Below are 17552 nucleotides of genomic sequence, written 5' to 3' on the forward strand. Positions count from 1 at the left end.
GCTTCGCACCAGCGGCGCGGTGCTCACCGTTTGGTGGGTGGAACATCCTGCAGGGAGGCCAGCGCATCGCGCAGACCTCTGTGCGTGGCCTCCGAGACGGGGCGCGGACGCTCGCGATTCTGCTGCATTGGGGAATGCAGCGGGGTGGTAGTGGTCTTGATGGTCACTGCGGTGGCCTTCAGTCCGATGGATCGGGCGGCATCCAGTAATTGGGTCTCGGCAAGTCGCAATTTGGCATGCCAGACAGGTGAATCAACCAGAAAAACGAGCTGTTCGTCTCTGACATTGGCCAGCCGGCAACGGGTGGCCAGATGAGGCGGTAACAGGGGGCGCAACTGTCGGTCCAGCGCATCGAGCCACAACGCTCGGCGCAAGGGGTCGCCAGCCTTTTCACCCAACGCGGCCTCGATGGCCGGTTGTGGGACGGAAGGGTTGCGTGCGTTGGACTTGGGCTTGGACATGACACTCATATGGCGTTGAAAAAAGTTGTAATCAAATCTCGGCAGACCCGGGCCCAGCGTGTGGCCCGACAGTTCCAGGGCTTTGCAGCAGATCGGCCGATGGTGGTGCTTGGGGCCGTGCTTGGCCTGGGCATGCTGATCGGCGTCGGTGCCAGCACCGCCACCGGCATGGTGACCAATTCCGCGCTGCAGGCCAAGGTCGCGCAGCAGCAGACCGAGCTTGCGCAGGCGCAGCGCGCGTCGCAGGCGCAGGTCAACGCCCTGGCTGCCCGGCTGGGTGAGCTGCAGGCACAGGCTACCCGCCTCAATGCCCTGGGCGAGCGCCTGACCGAAATGGGCAAGTTGAAGGACGGCGAGTTCGACTTCGACGCGCCGGTCGGCGTCGGTGGCGGCGACGAGCCGGTCAGCGACATGCCGGTGAAAGACCTCAAGCAGACGCTAGGGCAAGTCGAGCAGCAGTTCTCCGCCTCCGGGCAGCAATTGAACGTGCTGGCCTCGCTGATGTTCGATCACCAGCTCGAGCAGAATTCGGTGCCCTCGCGCATGCCGATCCGCAATACCTACATCACCTCCGGCTTCGGTGGCCGTGCCGACCCGTTCGATGGTGGCTCGGCCTTCCACAAGGGCGTGGACTTCCATGCCAACGTGGGCGACCCGGTGCTGTCGGTGGCCGATGGAGTGGTCAGCTACGCCGGTGTGCGTGGTGGCTACGGCAACGTGGTCGAAGTGGACCACGGCAACGGTTACGTCACCCGCTACGCGCACAACTCGCGGCTGGTGGTGAAGGTGGGCGATCTGGTACGTGCCGGGCAGCAGGTGGCCAGGGCCGGCTCCAGTGGCCGCTCCACCGGTGCGCACGTGCACTTCGAGGTGTGGGCGGACGGGCACGTGGTCAATCCACGCAAGTTCCTGGGCGACACCAATACCCCGGTGGGCCGGCGCGGGCGCGGCTGACGCGGCAATGGAGCGGATGAGACGCCGCAATGGCGGTGCTTGATTCGTGAGGGCTCGCCCCAAGCTACAATAGGGTGTTGCCATCGACAGGGCGCAGTGCGCCCTGTTTCGTTTACGGCGGTCGGGTCTTGGGGACCGGCGTCGGTCAAACCGTTCCTTTTCAACCGGTTTTTTCAATGATCAACAGTCTGCTTACCCGTGTCTTTGGCAGTCGTAACGAACGCCAGCTGCGCCAGCTCACCCGCCTCGTCACCCAGATCAATGCGCTGGAGCCGACGATCGAGAAGCTCTCCGACGCCGAGCTGCAAGCCAAGACCCCGGAGTTCAAGCAGCGACTTGCCGCCGGGCAGTCCCTGGACAAGATTCTTCCCGAAGCCTTTGCGGTGTGCCGCGAGGCCAGCCGCCGCGTGCTGGGCATGCGCCATTACGATGTGCAGCTGATCGGCGGCATGGTGCTGCACCTGGGCAAGATCGCCGAAATGCGTACCGGCGAAGGCAAGACCCTGGTCGCCACGCTGCCGGTGTACCTCAACGCATTGCAGGGCGAAGGCGTGCACGTGGTCACCGTCAACGACTACCTGGCGCGCCGCGACGCCGCGCAGATGGGCAAGTTGTACAACTGGCTGGGCCTGAGCGTGGGCGTGGTGTATCCGGGCATGCCGCACAGCGACAAGCATGCCGCCTACGCCGCCGACATCACCTACGGCACCAACAACGAGTTCGGCTTCGACTACCTGCGCGACAACATGGCGCTGTCGCGCGCCGACCGCTACCAGCGCAATCTGCATTACGCCATCGTCGACGAAGTGGACTCGATCCTGATCGACGAAGCGCGCACCCCGCTGATCATTTCCGGCCCGGCCGACGAATCGCCGGAGCTGTACATCCGCGTCAACCGCATCGTGCCGCAGCTGACCAAGCAGGAAAGCGAAGAGGGCGAGGGCGACTTCTGGATCGACGAGAAGGGCAAGCAGGTGCATCTGTCCGAGGCGGGCATGGGCCACGCCGAAGAACTGCTACTGCAGGCCGGCATCCTGGAAAACGCCGAAGACGGCCTGTACGCCGCGCAGAACCTGAGCGTGGTGCATCACCTCAACGCTGCGCTGCGCGCGCATGCGATCTACCAGCGCGACGTGGACTACATCGTGCGCGATGGCGAAGTGGTGATCGTGGACGAATTCACCGGCCGCACGCTGACCGGGCGTCGCTGGTCCGACGGCTTGCACCAGGCGGTCGAAGCGAAGGAAGGCGTGCCGGTCCAGCGCGAGAACCAGACCCTGGCCAGCATCACCTTTCAGAACCTGTTCCGCATGTACAAGAAGCTGTCCGGCATGACCGGTACGGCCGACACCGAAGCCTACGAATTCCAGAGCATCTACGGCCTGGAAGTGGTGGTGATCCCGACCAACCGCCCGACCGTGCGCAAGGACCATCCGGACCAGGTGTTCCTCAACCGCAAGGGCAAGTTCAATGCGGTGCTGGCCGACATCGAAGACTGCGCCAAGCGCGGCCAGCCGGTGCTGGTGGGTACCACCTCGATCGAGACCTCGGAGATGCTGTCCGAGCATCTGCGCAAGGCCGGAGTGAAGCACGAAGTGCTCAACGCCAAGCAGCACGAGCGCGAAGCCACCATCGTGGCCAACGCGGGCCAGCCGGGCGCGGTGACCATCGCCACCAACATGGCCGGTCGCGGTACCGATATCGTGCTGGGCGGCTCGTTGGAATCGGAGTATCACGCCCTCGGCGAAGACGCCAGCGAAGACGCGCGCTTCCAGATCAAGACCGAATGGCAGCGTCGTCATGACGCGGTCAAGGCGGCCGGCGGCCTGCACATCATCGGTACCGAGCGCCACGAATCACGGCGCATCGACAATCAGCTGCGCGGCCGGGCCGGTCGTCAGGGCGACCCGGGTTCCTCGCGCTTCTATCTGTCGCTGGAAGACAACCTGATGCGCATCTTCGCCTCGGACTGGGTCCAGAAGGCGATGCGCATGATGGGCATGAAGGAAGACGACGTCATCGAGGATCGCCTGGTCAGCCGGCAGATCGAAAAGGCGCAGCGCAAGGTGGAAGCGCACAACTTCGACATCCGCAAGAACCTGCTGGACTTCGACGACGTCAACAACGACCAGCGCAAGGTAATCTATGCCCAGCGCGACGAGTTGCTGGACGCCGAATCGGTCAAGGACAACGTCGATGGCATTCGCGGCGATGTGATCTACGACCTGGTCGCGCGCTTCGTGCCGCCCAATTCGGTGGACGAGCAGTGGGACCTGCAGGGCCTGGAAGCCACGCTGGAATCGGAGCTTGGCATGCCGCTGGCGCTGCGCGAGATGGCGCGCACGCAGGAGGAGCTGGACGCCGAACAGATTGCCGCCAAGGTGCAGGCCGCGGTGGATGCGCACTTTGCCCAGAAGGAAGCGGCGGTGGGCAACGACACCATGCGCGCACTGGAAAAGCACGTGATGCTGACCGTGCTGGACCAGGGCTGGAAGGAGCATCTGGCCAAGATGGATTACCTGCGCCAGGGCATCTACCTGCGCGGTTACGCGCAGAAGCAGCCCAAGCAGGAATACAAGAAGGAAGCCTTCGAGCTGTTCTCCGAGATGCTGGAGAGCGTCAAGCGCGAGGTGATCAACCTGCTGGCGCGCGTGCGCATCCGCAGCGAGGAAGAAGTGGCCGAACTGGAAGAGCAGGAACGCCGCCAGGCCGAAGCTCGCCAATTCCAGCATCAGGATGCCGGCGGTTACGGCGCCGACGAGGAAGTGGAACAGATGCAGGGCGGCAACGCGCCGGTGCCGGTGTCGCAGGTCACCCGCGACGAGCCCAAGGTCGGCCGTAACGATCCCTGCCCGTGCGGTAGCGGCAAGAAGTACAAGCACTGCCACGGTCAGCTCAGCTGATGCTGAGCTGACCGCTGGGTGCACGGGTCCTCGCTTCCGATCCCCCGCGCCTTCGGCGCGCCCCCCTTACCAAGGGGGGCGTTGCATTTTGGGGGATTCGTTGGAGCTGCTGCTGCTCGCTGTGCCCGCGCACCCAGGCTTGTCCGCCTGCGCCACTGCGGGGCGTATGCGCGATCCACGTCCCGCGTGAGTGCCTCATGTCGCAGCTGTCGAGCCAGCAACTGAAGGTGTTCGTGCCTGCACACGACTATGCGCTGTCGCAGCAGTTCTACCGTGCGCTGCGGTTCGTGCAGGAAGACGAGGTCGGCAATGTGACCTGCTTTCGGCACGGTGCGCACTGTGCGTTTCTGCTGCAGGATTTCTATGTGCGCGAGCCGGCCGAAAACCTGATGCTGCATCTGTGGATGGACGATGCCGATGTCTGGTGCCAGCACATGCATGACATCGGACTGGACGAGCAATTCGGCGTGAATGTCAGCGCGCCGGAAGACCGGCCCTGGAGCGCGCGCGATTTCACCTTGCACGATCCCAGCGGGGTGCTCTGGCGCATCGGGCATCCGCTGTAGGCCGGGATTGGAGATTCGGGAATCGGGATTGGCAAAAGCACGCATGCCCCGCTTTGACGAATCCCCAATCACTAATCCCAGCCCCCAAGCGATTGCGCTGGACCGCTCACTCGCGGCACTCTTATTGCATGCCCGATTCCCTCAGATCCATTCACGTCGTTGCCGGCGTGATCACCGACCCCCGCGGCCGCATCCTGCTGACCCGCCGTACCGAAACCCGCGATATGCCCGGCCTCTGGGAGTTCCCTGGTGGCAAGCGCGAGCCCGGCGAAACCTCCGAGCAGGCGCTGGTGCGCGAGCTCAATGAAGAACTGGGCATCGAGGCACAGGTGGGCGATTGGGTGATGGAAGTACCGCAGCTCTACCCGGATAAGCGCCTGCGCCTGGAAGTGCGTCACATCAGCGGTTGGAAGGGCAGTCCACGTGGGCGCGAAGGCCAGGCGATGACCTGGGTAGCGGCCGACAAACTGGCGCGCTATTCGATGCCGCCGGCGGATGTGCCGGTGGTGGGCGTGCTGCGCCAGCCCGACTGCTACCTGATCACTCCCGAGCCCGACGACGAGGCGCACTGGCTGGACGGCCTGGAGCGTGCGTTGCAGGCGGGCGTGACGCGCCTGCAGTTGCGTGCGCGGCAGTGCGAGCCGGCCCGTTGGCAGGCCCTGCTGCAGAAGGTGATGCGCCTGCGTGGCCGTCACCGTGCGCAGTTGCTGCTCAATCGCGATATCGCCCTGGCCACCGAGCTGGGCATTGGCGTGCACCTGGGTGCCGAGCAACTGGCCGGCCTGCAGGAGCGCCCGTTGCCGGCCGAGCACCTGGTGGCCGCGTCCTGTCACGGGGTGGAAGACCTGCGCCATGCCCAGCGGCTCGGCTGCGATGTCGCCGTGCTGGGACCGGTGCAGGCCACCGCGTCGCATCCGGGCGCCACGCCGCTGGGGTGGGACGGCTTCGAGCGCCTGCGCGAGCAGGTATCGCTGCCGATCTACGCGCTCGGCGGCATGGGTGTCGACGATCTACGCAAGGCGCGTTCGCACGGGGCGCAGGGCATCGCGGCGATTCGGGGCCTGTGGCCGGCCTGACGGCGACGCTGACGCCGTGGTGTTGCCTCTGGCGATGCGATCGACAGCCGGATTGTCGGATCGCGCTGGGGGCTCGGCGGTCGGCGATACGTCGGATCGACGCAGCAAAGGCGCTTTGCGATCGCTCAACGTTGCCGGTGCGATCCGCTGCTGTTGACGCAATGCGTAGAGCGCGCGCAGAACCTGGTCGGCAGGCACCTCGCGCATCGCCCGATGCAGCTAGAACGTCACCCAGAAACAGTTGTACTGCCGGCGCAGCCGCAACACGCTGCGCGCGGGTGTGCCGCTGGCCAGATTCTGTTCCAGGCGCAGGCCCCAGGGGCGCGGACGCGTGGGAGCCGGTAGCGGTGCATCGATCGGGCTGCCATCGAGCGAAGGCGTTGCCGCTGCGCCGCCATTCTCCCAGGTGGGCGTGTCGGTCTGTGGGTACATCGGCACGATGTCGAGCAGCGGGCGTTGCACGATGGCTTCCAGCCGGCTCAGCACCTGATTCGCAGCGGCATCGGACTGGCCGCTCCACAGGTACAGGCTGGACAGGCGGTTGACGTCGCGGCTGTCCACCGCCAGTTGCAGCAGCGACACCAGTTCGCTCAGCCGACGTGGGCAGCCGTAACGGTACAGACCGGTATTGGCCTGGCTGCGCACCACCGGTGGCGCGCGGGTGGCGGCGCCTACGTCTTCGCAGCGGCGGTCGGTGAACATGGTCCGCCCATCCGGCGTCACGCAGCGGCGAATCTCCTGCGCCTGCACGCGCATGATGGGGCACAGGCAGAGCAGCAAGGCGAGCAAGGGCAAGAAGAGGCGAGGCATCGGCGCAGCGTAGCCGGGCACGCGTGAGCTGGCGAGGAAGAAGCGGGCCGTGTGTGCGGTGCTGGCATTCGCGTCCCCGATGATTGGGCAGGAGCGGGTGTTGCCGGCTGCGTTCAACGTCCGAGCAGCTGCAGCACCTGGGTGGTCGGCTTGGCCAGATTGAGGGTGTAGAAGTGCAGTGCCGGTGCGCCACCGGCGATCAGGCGTTCGCACAGGGCGGCGACCACTTCGGCACCGAAGGCGCGGACCGCATCGGCATCGTCGCCGTAGGCCTGCATCTTCCTGCCGATCCAGCGCGGAATCTCGGCGCCGCATTGCTCGGAAAAGCGGCGCAGTTGCGAGAAGTTGGAGATCGGCATGATGCCGGGAATGATCGGTACCGCCACGCCCAGGCGCTCCACCGCATCGCGAAAATGGAAGTAGGCGTCGGCGTTGTAGAAATACTGGGTGATCGCCGCGTCCGCGCCGGCATCGACCTTGGCCTTGAAATAGCGCAGGTCGCTGAGCGCATCTGCCGCCTGCGGGTGGGTTTCCGGATAGGCACCCACTTCGATGCGGAAGGCATCGCCGTGTTCGGCGCGAATGAAGGCAATCAGATCCGAGGCGTACCGCAGGTCGCCGGGGTGGCCCATGCCCGAGGGCAGGTCGCCGCGCAGCGCCACGATGCGGGTACAGCCGATGGCGCGGTACAGCTCGAGCAACTCGCGGATCTCCTGGCGGCTGCCACCGACGCAGGACAGATGCGGCGCCGCTTCGAAGCCATGCTTCTGCTTGAGATGACGCACGGTTTCGGAGGTGTAGCTGAGCGTGGAGCCGCCGGCGCCGAAGGTGCACGACACGTATTCCGGCGCATAGCCCTTCAACTTGGCTGCAGTGCGGTCCAGCTGCGCGCGCTGGTCGTCTGTCTTCGGGGGGTAGAACTCGAAACTGAGATGCGTCATCGCAGCGGATCCGGCAGAGCGTGTCGGTATAATATCGCTCCATCGCGATGAATGCATATTTGGTTGCGGATGTCCCGGTTCGCTGTGGTCGCCTTGGCTGAAGGCAGGCGCTCGGGGCTGCTTGGGCGGTGTGGGTCGCTGCCACCCGCGACGAGCGCATGCGCAAGACGATGGACGACCATTGCACTGGAGGCGTGTCCCGCCATTCCGCGTCCCGGCGCAAGCGTCGGGAACGGAGAAGGACGTCATCGCCAAAGCGTGGTGTCGCATCCGGGGGACGTCGGCGATCTTGCGCTTGCGCAGGCAGCCGGGCGTGGATGGCGCCAAGTTGCCGAGCGACCTTGCGGCGCGGTTGCCATGGGGCAAGGACGCGCGCGCATCCACGCTAGTCGAAACGTCCCGCCGACAGCGATCAGGGCGCTGCTCCCGGCAGAGCGACCTGTCTGCAACGCGCGTCTGTCGCTGTCCGGCGCGCGTCAGTGACGGTCTACGCCTCGCACGCACCCGCTGCGCCAGACATCACACCCGCATGCCTACACTGGACGCTTTCTCACCGGAGCGTTCGCATGAGCGACACCACCATGACCGCCATCGCCATCCGCGATGGCAAGGGCGACGCCGACGCGTTGTACCCGACCGAGCAACCGCGCCCGTGTCCTGCGCCGGGTCAGGTGTTGATCCGCGTGCACGCCGCCGGCATCAACCGCCCGGACCTGCTGCAACGCGCCGGGCACTACCCGCCGCCCCCAGGTGCGCCGGAGACGCTGGGTCTGGAAGTGGCCGGCGAGATCGTGGAGCCGGCCGGTCGCTGGAACGTGGGCGACCGCGTCTGCGCGCTGCTCGGCGGCGGTGGCTATGCGCAGTACGTGGCGGTCGACGCGCGTCATGTATTGCCGATTCCGGCCGGCATGGATCTTGTCCACGCCGCAGCGCTGCCCGAAACCATGTTCACCGCCTACACCAACCTGTTCGCGCACGGCCAGCTCGCTGCCGGCGAATGGTTGCTGCTGCATGGCGCCACGTCCGGCATCGGGGTGACCGCGATCCAGATGGCCAAGGCCGCCGGCGCGCACGTGCTGGCCACCGCCCGTTCTGCCGGCAAGGCTGCGCAGGCGCGTGAGCTGGGCGCCGATGTGGCGATCGACTCCACCGCCGAGTCGTTCGTCGCAGTGGCCAAGGTGCACGGCGGGGTGGATGTGGCGCTGGACATGGTGGGCGCTGCGGTGTTCGCCGACACGCTGGAAGCGCTCAACCCGCGTGGACGCATCGTCTATATCGCGTCCCAAGCCGGTGCCACCCTCCAGGTGCCGATTCCGCACCTGATGCGCAAGCAGGCCATCCTCACCGGGTCCACCCTGCGTCCACGCAATGCTGACGAAAAAGCCCGGCTGGCCGCACAGGTGGAGCGTGTGGTGTGGCCGTGGATCGAGCAGGGCAAGATCCGCGTGCTGCTGGACAAGCGCTTTGCGCTTGCCGATGCGGCCGCAGCGCATCGGTATCTGGAACAGGGCAGCCATCTGGGCAAGGTGGTGCTGGAGATGTAGGTGTCTGCGTTGGCCTTGTCGACGACGCGTCTGAGGCCGTGCGGCGATCCGCACGCAATCTCGCGCGTTGCGTGGCGCTGAGCGACACTCAAGCCGCGCGCTCGACCACCGCTTCGATCCGGTGCCCATCCGGGTCGATGACGAACGCGGCGTAGTAGGCATCGCCATAGTCCGGTCGCGGGCCGGGCGCGCCGTTGCAGCGCCCACCGTGCTGCAACGCGGCCAGGTGGAAGGCCTTCGCTGCCGCCGCGTCGCGGGCGGCAAATGCCAGATGGAAGCCGGCGCCGGGAGCGCACTGCGCGGCCTGCTGTTGCTTCAGGGCCAGGCAGTCCTCGCCTCCCGGCCTGCCATAGCCAACGGCCTGATCAAGCGTGCCCGGCTCCAGGTCCGACCACACGCGCACATAGCCCAGCGCACCGAGGACGGCATCGTAGAACGCGGCCGATGTCTCGATCGTGCGAACCCCCAGCGAAACGTGATGCAGCATCGGTGCGGCTCTGTGTAGCGGCACGCCCGCGTGCCGGAAGCGCAAGTGTGCCGCGTCGCGGGTGCGCGCCAATCGGAAGGCCGGTGCAGCTGCGCGTGCCCGGCGTGCGGACTTCGCGGGCAGCCGCAATGTCGCCGGTCATCATCGGGCTGCCCGCTGCCGGCGAGCCGATCACCCAGCAGCCCCGCATGGCCGCGTGCAGGTATAGCAAAACAAGCAGGAGCGATGTCTCGCGGCCGGCCAGCGGGGCGCCGTACACTGCGATCCCACCGGCCGTGGTTGCCTCCGGGTCGCGGCTGCGGTGGCATCGCAGGCCCGGCAGATTGCAGCCGCACCGGCGTGGGCACGCTCACTTCACTCATCAGCACGAAGGTTTCGATGAAGCATCCAGACGCATTGCGCATTGCCCTTGTCGGTATCGGCAAGATCGCCCGCGACCAGCATGTGCCCACGATTGCCGCGCGCGCCGATGTGCAGCTGGTCGCCACCGTCAGCCGGCATGGCACTGTCGACGGGGTGCCGGCGTATCAGACGCTGGAGGACGCATTTGCCGCGCATCCGGAGCTGGAAGCAGTGGCCCTGTGCACGCCACCGGTTGGACGGCATGCGTTGGCGCAGACGGCGCTGAGCGCCGGCCGTCATGTCTTCCTGGAAAAGCCGCCAACTGCCACGCTCGCCGAGATCAACGACCTGCGCGAGGTGGCACGCACGGCGCAACGCAGCCTGTTCACCAGCTGGCATTCGCGCTGCGCCGCTGGCGTGGAGCCCGCGCGCGCGTGGCTGGCGGACAAGCAGATCCTGCGCGCGCACATCACCTGGAAGGAAGACATTCGCCACTGGCACCCGGGCCAGGACTGGATTCTGGAGCCGGGCGGCATGGGGGTGTTCGATCCCGGCATCAATGCGCTTTCCATCGCCACCTACATGTTGCCGCGCGCGTTCGCCTTGCGCGAGGCCGAGCTGCACACGCCGGAAAATCGCCAGGCACCGCTGTACGCCAGGTTGGCCTTTGTCGATACCGTCGGCGTGCCGGTGACGGCCGAATTCGACTTTTTGCAGACCGGCCACCAGCGCTGGAACATCGAGGTGGACACCACCCGGGGGCAGCTGGTGCTCAGCGAAGGCGGTGCCAAACTGCATATCGATGGGCACGCGCAGGCGGTGCCGGCATCCAGCGAATACGACGGGTTGTATCAGCGCTTCGTGCAACTGGTGCGGGCCGGCGAGTCGGAAGTGGATGTCGCGCCGTTCGTGCATGTGGCCGACGCGTTCCTGCTGGGCGCACGCAAAATCACCGCGCCGTTTGCCTGGTAAGAGCGGCAAACAAAGCGGCTGCGCCGCCAGGCGCACGCAGCCGCTGCTCGGACCCATCGGTTAGCGTGCCTGCACTCCAGTTGCGAGTGTGCCGTCCACATCCGCTCGATGGGCGCTCGCTACGCTGTGCGAGTTGCTCCAAGTAGCACGCATCGCTGCTGCTGCGATGGTGCATGGGTGGGAGTACGCAGTGCGCGGTTCTTTCAGGTGAGGTCTTGATGACCCGATGAATGCAATGGCATCAGACGCATCCAGCGATGCGCCCGGTGCCGCGCGGCTTACCTGCTGTCCAGCGCCACCTTGCCAGGCGGTCTGGCGCCCGTATCCAACGGCTTGGCCGGCATTGCCACGCGCGCAGCGTGCTGCCGCAGTGCTGGCGTGATCTGTGCACGGAAGCGCCGCACCACCCATGTCTCGTCCAGTAGCGCGAAGGCGAAAAAGCCCAGCAGCGTGCCGGCTACCAGCGTTGGCGCATGTGCGAACGTGCCAGGCAGCAGCAGGCTCAGCCACAGGAAGATATTCGGCGAGGTCTGCAGCAGGTGGATGTCCGACACGATCGCCGCGGGAATGGGCTTGCCGGTCACGCGCTGATGGACGGCGAGATACACCACGCTTGCCAGGCGACAGGCCAGCAGTAGCGCAAATGGCAACACCAAGGCAGCCCATGCCTGCCATCGGCCATGCATCAATGCGTCTGCCAACGACGTCCCTCCGGCGCGCAGTGCCACCAGCAAGGCCGTCGGCACCAGCGTCAGTGCGCCCACCCAGCCCCAATTGGTGGCCAGTTTTCCGGCTGCGATCGGGCGCGCACGCCGCCAGCCCTGTGCGAGCAGCGACGGTAACGCCAACGCGAGCAGCAACACCACGAAGAAGCGTTCCAGTGCGTGCGCGCCCAGTACATCGCGGTGATCCAGGAACAACAACAGCAATGCCACCGGCAGCAGGATCGACAGCACCAGGGTGTAGCGTGCCGCAAAGAAGTAATCGCCGCCGCGCGCCAGCGAAAAGGTCGGTACCGACAGCGCAGGCGGCACGATCAGCAGCAAGCCAAGGACATGCACCCATTCGTTGTGAGATTGCGTGAGCAGCAGCATGGCCAGTCCGGCGCGTGCAATGCTGAGCATGCTCAGCGCACGGTTTTCCGGTCCGCGGGTCAAGCGCAACGCGCCGGGTTCGATGCGCACCGACAGGAAGAACGCATTGACTGCCAGCAGCGCCACGATGGCGGTGGAGCCAAGGCCATGCGGCACTGCCAGGCCAAGGCAGGACAACGCAAAGCCTGCCATAGCGGCGATCAGCATCCATTGCAGCAGATGGATTTCGCTCTGCTCGCCCAGGTAGTTCAGACGCGAGGAACTGCGCGCGGTCATGCGCTTGAGTTCCTCCCATGACAATGGGCGCGAATTGGGCAGGCGGAAATCGATGTACTCGGCCGGTGGCAGGCCCGAGGCGATCAAGGCGAACACCTCGACGATGTATTTGTGTGCCACCACCAGGATCTGCTTGCCCTGGCGGTCCAGCGGCGCCAGTACCGTGTCGTAGTACTGCGTGCAGCGCGCGTACATGTCCATCCAGTGCTCGCCGTCGGGCGGCGCGCCACTGGCGTCGTGGAAACAGGCGTCGAAGAGCCGATGGCCGATCGACTTCTTGATCAGGGTCTTGTTCTTGCCTGCAAAGATGCCGAAGTCGCGTTCCTTCAATGCGTCGCTGTAGATCACCGGCGGTGCATCGGAGACGCCTTCGAGGATGATGGCCGCCGTGGCGCGTGCGCGTTCGAGCGTGGAGACATGCACTTCGTCGAAGCGTAGTGCGCGTTGCCGGACGAAATCGGCAGCCTGCCTGGCCTGCCGACGCCCCAGTGGCGTCAATGGCGAGTTCTGTGCACCGGCAAAATAGTTCTGCTCGTTGGCGAGCGACTCGCCATGACGGACGAAGTACAAAGGCATCGGGCTGCTCCGGTTGCTCGATTGGTGGACGATCGAGAGCGTTGCCGGCTTGCGTGGCAACGCCGTTTACTGCGCTCAGCCCGCCCGCAGGCCGGTAGCAGGGCATGCAGGTGGCTGCCACGTAGGTCCGGGGTGCAGCAAGATGTGTTGCATCAACAGATTGTCGTTCTCTGATTATTCAGTGTGTGTCCAACTTTGTATTGATAGCCACTGGATACAGTAGCAGCCGCTATACGGCGCAATGGCGCTATCGCCACACGCGGATGCGCGCCTGCATGTAGGAGGCCTCCGCACGCTTGCCGCGGCGGAGGCCTCCTGTCGAACAAGTGATGGCTTGGTGCAACACAGGGACGCAGGCGCTTACCTGCGCGGTCGAACGCCATCTGCGTACAAGCGATTCAACTGCTCATGGCGATTGCTCAGCGACGCCACATGCGCGCGCCACGTGCCGGCAGCGTGAAGGTGTACGCGCTGCTGGTGATGCGGACCACATTCCCGGAGCCCAGTGCATCGGTGTAATCGGCATTCCAGTACAACACGCTGTTGTTCATGCCCACCGTGGTGGTGACCGGATTGCCGCACTTGTTGATGCCGACGATGCCCAGGCTACCGCGGCGGAACAGGATATGGCAGGAGCTGGACGACAGGACCTGCATGTCGGTGCCCTGCACGCCGTTGTGGAAACCGATCATGCGACGCAGATCGTCGCGTTGGTACGCGTTGACCCAGCGGTTGTCGCCGCTTTCGTTGTTGTCGGTGTAGATCATCGGCATGCCGCCATTGCGTCCGATCACATACGCATAGGCCAGTGTTTCATCGACCGGGTCGAGAATGGCGTAGCGGAAGCCGGTATTGTTGGGGATGTCGTGGGTGACGGCGAAGGTCACCGCACGGTTGCCCGGCAACGCCTGCCCGGACGCGGCCGGGTCCACCAGCTGCTGCAGGCTGGCGCCGATGGCAAACGCGTTGCGCACCGCGTTGAACAGCGGAAAGTCGTAGGCCGCATGCGGGGTGGATTGCAGGTATGGCGCCAGGAACTGGTCGTAATCGCCATTGCCGGTACCCCCGCCGGTGATGACTTCGCCGAACACGTACACGCCGGAGCGGACGCCGGCATCGAACACGCGGTTGAGGTGGTCGAAGGTTATGTGCTTGGCCGCGTCCACGCGGAAGCCGGTCACGCCCATGCCCTTGAGCGCCTGCAGGTAGGCGCGCTGTTGTTGCACCACCCAATCGTTGCCGACCAGATCGGGCAGGCCCGGGTCGCTGCCACCGCCACAGATGCGGTAATTGCGGACCTGGAAGGCGTCGTTGTAGTTGCTGATGCACTGGCCCGGGCCGAAATCGCTGGCGCCGAGGAAGTTCGATTGCAAGGTGCCGAACAGGCGTAGCGAATCGTACCTGCCTGGGTTGGCGGCGTACTGTGCCAGCACGGCGCTGCCGGGATAGTTGAGGTCCGGGCGCGTGGCCGCTTCGTTGGCCATGTGGTTGAACACGATGTCGGCGTAGGTTTCCACGCCGTTGTTGGCCAGCGCCTGCACCATGCGCCTGAACGCGATGGTGTCACCGAGTGGATTGTCGATCAGTCGGATGTCCTGCGGCTGGTAGCGCGCCCACCAGGCACTGCCTTCGGAACGGTACGCAGGCGCAACCAGCACCTTGCGATAGCCGGCATCGGCGATCTGTTTGGCGCGTGCTTCCACGGTGGCATACGGCCAGTTGAACGCGTGCAGGATGACATCGGCCTGTACGCTGGCCGTCACCAGCAGCAATGCCAGCGCCGTGAGCAATGCGCGGGCGCCGCGCTGCAGGACTGAGGGGGGAGCGTGTGCAAGTGTGGTGCGCATCGAGTGGTTCTCCAGTGGTAGGCACAGGCTTGGCGTGTGCATCACGCTGCCCGCAGCAAGGCCTCCGGCCCCTGTTCCGGAAAGCGCGCGCACGGCGTGCAGCGCGCGGCGATGCTAAGCGCCCATCGCGGCGCAGCATCGGTGTTGTGCATACGTATTCAATGCAGCGCGCCGTTGAAGTGCGCGCGGCTCGGCGGCAATAGCGTGGCCGCTCGCACACTGCGATGGGCAGTGCGGATGTCGTCGGGTGCGTTGGGCGGTCTTTCAGCGATGGCCCCGTACGCACAGATGGCGCGTGGAGATCGCGGATGGGGCTGGCACCAGCACGTGGCGTCGCGTGGCAGCGCAGGCCCCTGCAAAAGCAGGTGATCTACAGGATGGCAAGCTCGCATCCGGCCGATAGCGACCGGCGCGTGGCTGAAGGCTTACGCAGTGAAACCGACGTGCGGGGCATTGCCCGTGGCATGCGCCGCCGCCCAGGTCGTCGGTGCAGCGTTCGCTGTACCGGCAACAGCGCAGTGCTCAGCGATAGACGTGGCGGAGCTCATTGCTTGCGTGCAGGGACTGCAGTTTGGACAGCGGTATCTCGACGTGATCGTCGGTGCAATACGTCGGCTGCCTGGTACTGCTGCCGCCCGCATCGCGCTCGGCGCCTTTCCACTTGTCGTAGCCCTTCCTCGGTAGCGCCAGGGTAATGGTCTGCCCGCTGACGCTATCGACCCGCACCACGCCGTACGCATGTCCTTCATAGGCTCCGGGTGCCACGGTCTGCAGATCGACGGTGTATCGGTCGCCCTGTGCCGGCTGGGCCAGCAAGGCGTCATCGCGCTTGGATGTCTACGAGTCGCTGTAGACACCGAAAGCAACCACGGCCGCGATCAGGCCCAGCAGGACCAGCCCACCGAAACGGCGATAGGCCGGGATGGGAGGCTTGCCGCGCGATTGTTCGAAGGTCTTGGTGTCCAGCGGAGCAGCCTGATTGCAGCCGTCGCAGACGCGCAGGTACTGCTTCTTGGTTACCCAGCTGAAGACGTACCACAGGTGCGCATAGCGGTAATGCAGCACATGCCGGAAGCTGCGCTGCTGCGCGCACTGGTTGCAATGTGCGCCGTCTGCTGGCCAAGCGCGATCGCGTCGCTGCCTGATCTCCAGATGATCATCCTTCGTCCTTGAGTGGTTGTGAGCGCCGCATGATAGTGGGTGTTCAGGCATTTGGGCAGAATCCTGGCCGGCTTGACGACGAACGGTGTGCGCTTGCGGCTGGTTGCCCGGCGGCGCCGGCCCGGCGCGCTAAACTAGCGGCCAGTTCATTGCCGACCCTTTCCATGCGTAATCCATTGCAAGAACAGCTGCTCAAGGCCGGGCTGGTCAAGAAGGCCCAGGTGGACAAGGTGGCGCGTGAGCAGGTCAAGCAGCGCCATGCCAAGGGCGGGGCGGCTGTGCCGGCCGATACCGACAGGGTGGATGCGGCGCGTTTGCAGGCTGAGCGCGCCGAGCGCGATCGCGCGCTGGCCGAAGAGCGCAATGCGCAGCTGCGCAAGCAGGAAGTGCTGGCCCAGGTGCGGCAGATTGTGGAGACCAGCAAGATCAAGTGCGAAGGCGAGATCGACTACCGTTTCAACGATGGCAGCGTCATTCGCAGCGTGCTGGTCAATCCCACCTTGCGTAGCCAGCTGGCCAGTGGCGCGCTGGTGATCGTGCGGCATGGCGACGGTTTCGAGCTGATTCCACGTGCGGCGGCCGAGAAGGTCTACAGCCGCGATGCTGATACCGTTGTGCTTGATCACGGGCGCAACAGCGCGCCGGCCGCGGCCGATAGCGATGACGACTACTACAGCCAGTTCAAGGTACCGGACGATCTGATCTGGTAGCGCTGACGGGCTACTGCAGATAGGGGTCTCCCCGCATCGTGTTCGCGTCTTCGCTGCGTGGTGCGTCCCTGCACGTTAGCGGCGAGCGTTCTGCGACGGCCGAAAATCGATTCCGAATACCTGTTGGTGCCTGCTTGCCCGCCGCGCATTGGCTGAGTTGTCGCGCAACGTAGTCGCAGTCCAGCCTGCGCGCTACCCTGATGCTCTTTGTCGCCGCGCAGCCCACTTATGTCGATCGTCCTGACCCAGTTCGCCCGCACCCGCCTGTTCCCGCGCGATGGCCGTCGCAATGCCATCCAGGACTGCACGCCCGAGCAGTTCATCCAGCGGCTCAACGACGAGGCGCCGCTCCGCGTGATCCAGGGCTACGCGCCGTTTTGCCAGCTCCATGTGCACCGCAACTGGACCTCCACCCGCTGCCTCACTGTTCCCATCATCGATGACAACCGGCAGCTGCTGCGTTCCGGCTACGAGGCGCGCAGTTCGCAGGAATTGCCCGTGCTGGTACGTTGGTTCGAAGGTGTCGAGCCGCCGGTGGCCGCGTATCTACTGCCCATCCTCTACAGCCGCGATCAGCTGGCCAAGGAAGGTACGCCGATCGATGCAGACTGGGGTGTGGTGGGGTGTCTGTATACCGCAGAGCCGGATGAGATTCCGATGGCGCCAATCACCATGTTGCGCAATGCCTTGGGCGTGGAAGAAGGCGGCTCCGGCACGCCGCTGGACCGCGATGCGTACCGGTGCAGCGTGGCGTTTTGGGAAGCGAATGCGAACTGGCGGCCCTGACGCATTTGGCGACACTGCAATGGCAGATTGCCACAGGCCACGCGTG

General features: G+C 65.4%; 16 protein-coding genes. 8 read left to right on the forward strand and 8 right to left on the reverse strand.

What is annotated here, in order from left to right:
- Nucleotides 1–23: 23 nt before the first annotated feature.
- Nucleotides 24–470: a DciA family protein gene (locus XCSCFBP4642_RS0106325; RefSeq protein WP_024938332.1), complete on the reverse strand. Its 447-nt coding sequence runs from the start codon at nt 468–470 to the stop codon at nt 24–26.
- Here XCSCFBP4642_RS0106325 and XCSCFBP4642_RS0106330 point away from each other — a divergent pair, their 5' ends adjacent.
- The 4 genes from XCSCFBP4642_RS0106330 (at nt 471) to XCSCFBP4642_RS0106345 (ending at nt 5960) form a co-directional block, all read left to right on the forward strand.
- Nucleotides 471–1415 carry a M23 family metallopeptidase gene (locus XCSCFBP4642_RS0106330; RefSeq protein WP_029219065.1) on the forward strand — a complete coding sequence of 315 codons (945 nt, stop codon included), beginning with the start codon at nt 471–473 and terminating at the stop codon, nt 1413–1415. It abuts the gene before it with no gap.
- 176 nt (nt 1416–1591) lie between these two features.
- A complete protein-coding gene (secA, locus tag XCSCFBP4642_RS0106335) occupies nt 1592–4318 on the forward strand; it encodes a preprotein translocase subunit SecA (RefSeq protein WP_029219066.1) in 2727 nt (908 codons plus the stop codon).
- A 197-nt stretch (nt 4319–4515) separates the two neighbouring features.
- Nucleotides 4516–4884 carry a VOC family protein gene (locus tag XCSCFBP4642_RS0106340; protein ID WP_029219067.1) on the forward strand — a complete coding sequence of 123 codons (369 nt, stop codon included), beginning with the start codon at nt 4516–4518 and terminating at the stop codon, nt 4882–4884.
- Nucleotides 4885–5012: 128 nt separating this feature from the next.
- Nucleotides 5013–5960: a Nudix family hydrolase gene (locus XCSCFBP4642_RS0106345; RefSeq protein WP_029219068.1), complete on the forward strand. Its 948-nt coding sequence runs from the start codon at nt 5013–5015 to the stop codon at nt 5958–5960.
- 219 nt (nt 5961–6179) lie between these two features.
- Here the strand turns inward: XCSCFBP4642_RS0106345 and XCSCFBP4642_RS0106350 are convergent, their stop codons facing one another.
- On the reverse strand, nt 6180–6770 hold the full coding sequence (locus XCSCFBP4642_RS0106350) for a hypothetical protein (protein WP_029219069.1): 591 nt from the start codon (nt 6768–6770) through the stop codon (nt 6180–6182).
- Nucleotides 6771–6883: 113 nt separating this feature from the next.
- Complete coding sequence (metF, locus tag XCSCFBP4642_RS0106355) at nt 6884–7711, reverse strand: methylenetetrahydrofolate reductase [NAD(P)H] (protein ID WP_029219070.1); 828 nt, start codon at nt 7709–7711, stop codon at nt 6884–6886.
- Between the two features lie 566 nt (nt 7712–8277).
- Here metF and XCSCFBP4642_RS0106360 point away from each other — a divergent pair.
- Complete coding sequence (locus tag XCSCFBP4642_RS0106360) at nt 8278–9255, forward strand: NAD(P)H-quinone oxidoreductase (protein ID WP_029219071.1); 978 nt, start codon at nt 8278–8280, stop codon at nt 9253–9255.
- A gap of 88 nt (nt 9256–9343) precedes the next feature.
- Here XCSCFBP4642_RS0106360 and XCSCFBP4642_RS0106365 read toward each other — a convergent pair whose 3' ends face one another.
- On the reverse strand, nt 9344–9742 hold the full coding sequence (locus XCSCFBP4642_RS0106365) for a VOC family protein (RefSeq protein WP_029219072.1): 399 nt from the start codon (nt 9740–9742) through the stop codon (nt 9344–9346).
- Between the two features lie 378 nt (nt 9743–10120).
- Here XCSCFBP4642_RS0106365 and XCSCFBP4642_RS0106370 point away from each other — a divergent pair, with 378 nt between their 5' ends.
- Nucleotides 10121–11056, forward strand: coding sequence for a Gfo/Idh/MocA family protein (locus XCSCFBP4642_RS0106370; RefSeq protein ID WP_029219073.1), 936 nt, complete (start codon nt 10121–10123; stop codon nt 11054–11056).
- 278 nt (nt 11057–11334) lie between these two features.
- On the opposite strand, the gene XCSCFBP4642_RS29925 is transcribed toward XCSCFBP4642_RS0106370, so the two are convergent.
- From XCSCFBP4642_RS29925 to XCSCFBP4642_RS29935, 4 genes are all read right to left on the reverse strand, one after another.
- The gene (locus XCSCFBP4642_RS29925; protein ID WP_228325732.1) at nt 11335–13002 is read right to left on the reverse strand and encodes a histidine phosphatase family protein; all 1668 of its coding nucleotides are present in this window, start codon (nt 13000–13002) and stop codon (nt 11335–11337) included.
- 419 nt (nt 13003–13421) lie between these two features.
- Nucleotides 13422–14792 (reverse strand): alpha-amylase family protein, encoded by a 1371-nt coding sequence (locus tag XCSCFBP4642_RS0106390; protein WP_029219075.1) that lies wholly within the window; start codon nt 14790–14792, stop codon nt 13422–13424.
- Nucleotides 14793–15371: 579 nt separating this feature from the next.
- The gene (locus tag XCSCFBP4642_RS29930) at nt 15372–15665 is read right to left on the reverse strand and encodes a hypothetical protein (protein ID WP_228325733.1); all 294 of its coding nucleotides are present in this window, start codon (nt 15663–15665) and stop codon (nt 15372–15374) included.
- Between the two features lie 21 nt (nt 15666–15686).
- A complete protein-coding gene (locus tag XCSCFBP4642_RS29935; protein WP_235048276.1) occupies nt 15687–16061 on the reverse strand; it encodes a hypothetical protein in 375 nt (124 codons plus the stop codon).
- 113 nt (nt 16062–16174) lie between these two features.
- Between XCSCFBP4642_RS29935 and XCSCFBP4642_RS0106405 the strand changes: the two genes are divergently transcribed.
- Nucleotides 16175–16720: a DUF2058 domain-containing protein gene (locus XCSCFBP4642_RS0106405; protein WP_029219076.1), complete on the forward strand. Its 546-nt coding sequence runs from the start codon at nt 16175–16177 to the stop codon at nt 16718–16720.
- A 228-nt stretch (nt 16721–16948) separates the two neighbouring features.
- A complete protein-coding gene (locus XCSCFBP4642_RS0106410) occupies nt 16949–17506 on the forward strand; it encodes a DUF3228 family protein (RefSeq protein ID WP_029219077.1) in 558 nt (185 codons plus the stop codon).
- Nucleotides 17507–17552 lie beyond the last annotated feature (46 nt).

The sequence above is a fragment of the Xanthomonas cassavae CFBP 4642 genome (genome assembly GCF_000454545.1).
Taxonomy (GTDB): domain Bacteria; phylum Pseudomonadota; class Gammaproteobacteria; order Xanthomonadales; family Xanthomonadaceae; genus Xanthomonas; species Xanthomonas cassavae.

Excerpts from the sequence above, each read along its gene's own strand:
- XCSCFBP4642_RS0106325 (WP_024938332.1), bottom strand. The coding sequence starts at position 470 with ATGAGTGTCATGTCCAAGCCCAAGTCCAACGCACGCAACCCTTCCGTC.
- XCSCFBP4642_RS0106330 (WP_029219065.1), top strand. The coding sequence starts at position 471 with ATGGCGTTGAAAAAAGTTGTAATCAAATCTCGGCAGACCCGGGCCCAG.
- secA (WP_029219066.1), top strand. The coding sequence starts at position 1,592 with ATGATCAACAGTCTGCTTACCCGTGTCTTTGGCAGTCGTAACGAACGC.
- XCSCFBP4642_RS0106340 (WP_029219067.1), top strand. The coding sequence starts at position 4,516 with ATGTCGCAGCTGTCGAGCCAGCAACTGAAGGTGTTCGTGCCTGCACAC.
- XCSCFBP4642_RS0106345 (WP_029219068.1), top strand. The coding sequence starts at position 5,013 with ATGCCCGATTCCCTCAGATCCATTCACGTCGTTGCCGGCGTGATCACC.
- XCSCFBP4642_RS0106350 (WP_029219069.1), bottom strand. The coding sequence starts at position 6,770 with ATGCCTCGCCTCTTCTTGCCCTTGCTCGCCTTGCTGCTCTGCCTGTGC.
- metF (WP_029219070.1), bottom strand. The coding sequence starts at position 7,711 with ATGACGCATCTCAGTTTCGAGTTCTACCCCCCGAAGACAGACGACCAG.
- XCSCFBP4642_RS0106360 (WP_029219071.1), top strand. The coding sequence starts at position 8,278 with ATGAGCGACACCACCATGACCGCCATCGCCATCCGCGATGGCAAGGGC.
- XCSCFBP4642_RS0106365 (WP_029219072.1), bottom strand. The coding sequence starts at position 9,742 with ATGCTGCATCACGTTTCGCTGGGGGTTCGCACGATCGAGACATCGGCC.
- XCSCFBP4642_RS0106370 (WP_029219073.1), top strand. The coding sequence starts at position 10,121 with ATGAAGCATCCAGACGCATTGCGCATTGCCCTTGTCGGTATCGGCAAG.
- XCSCFBP4642_RS29925 (WP_228325732.1), bottom strand. The coding sequence starts at position 13,002 with ATGCCTTTGTACTTCGTCCGTCATGGCGAGTCGCTCGCCAACGAGCAG.
- XCSCFBP4642_RS29935 (WP_235048276.1), bottom strand. The coding sequence starts at position 16,061 with ATGCCTGAACACCCACTATCATGCGGCGCTCACAACCACTCAAGGACG.
- XCSCFBP4642_RS0106405 (WP_029219076.1), top strand. The coding sequence starts at position 16,175 with ATGCGTAATCCATTGCAAGAACAGCTGCTCAAGGCCGGGCTGGTCAAG.
- XCSCFBP4642_RS0106410 (WP_029219077.1), top strand. The coding sequence starts at position 16,949 with ATGTCGATCGTCCTGACCCAGTTCGCCCGCACCCGCCTGTTCCCGCGC.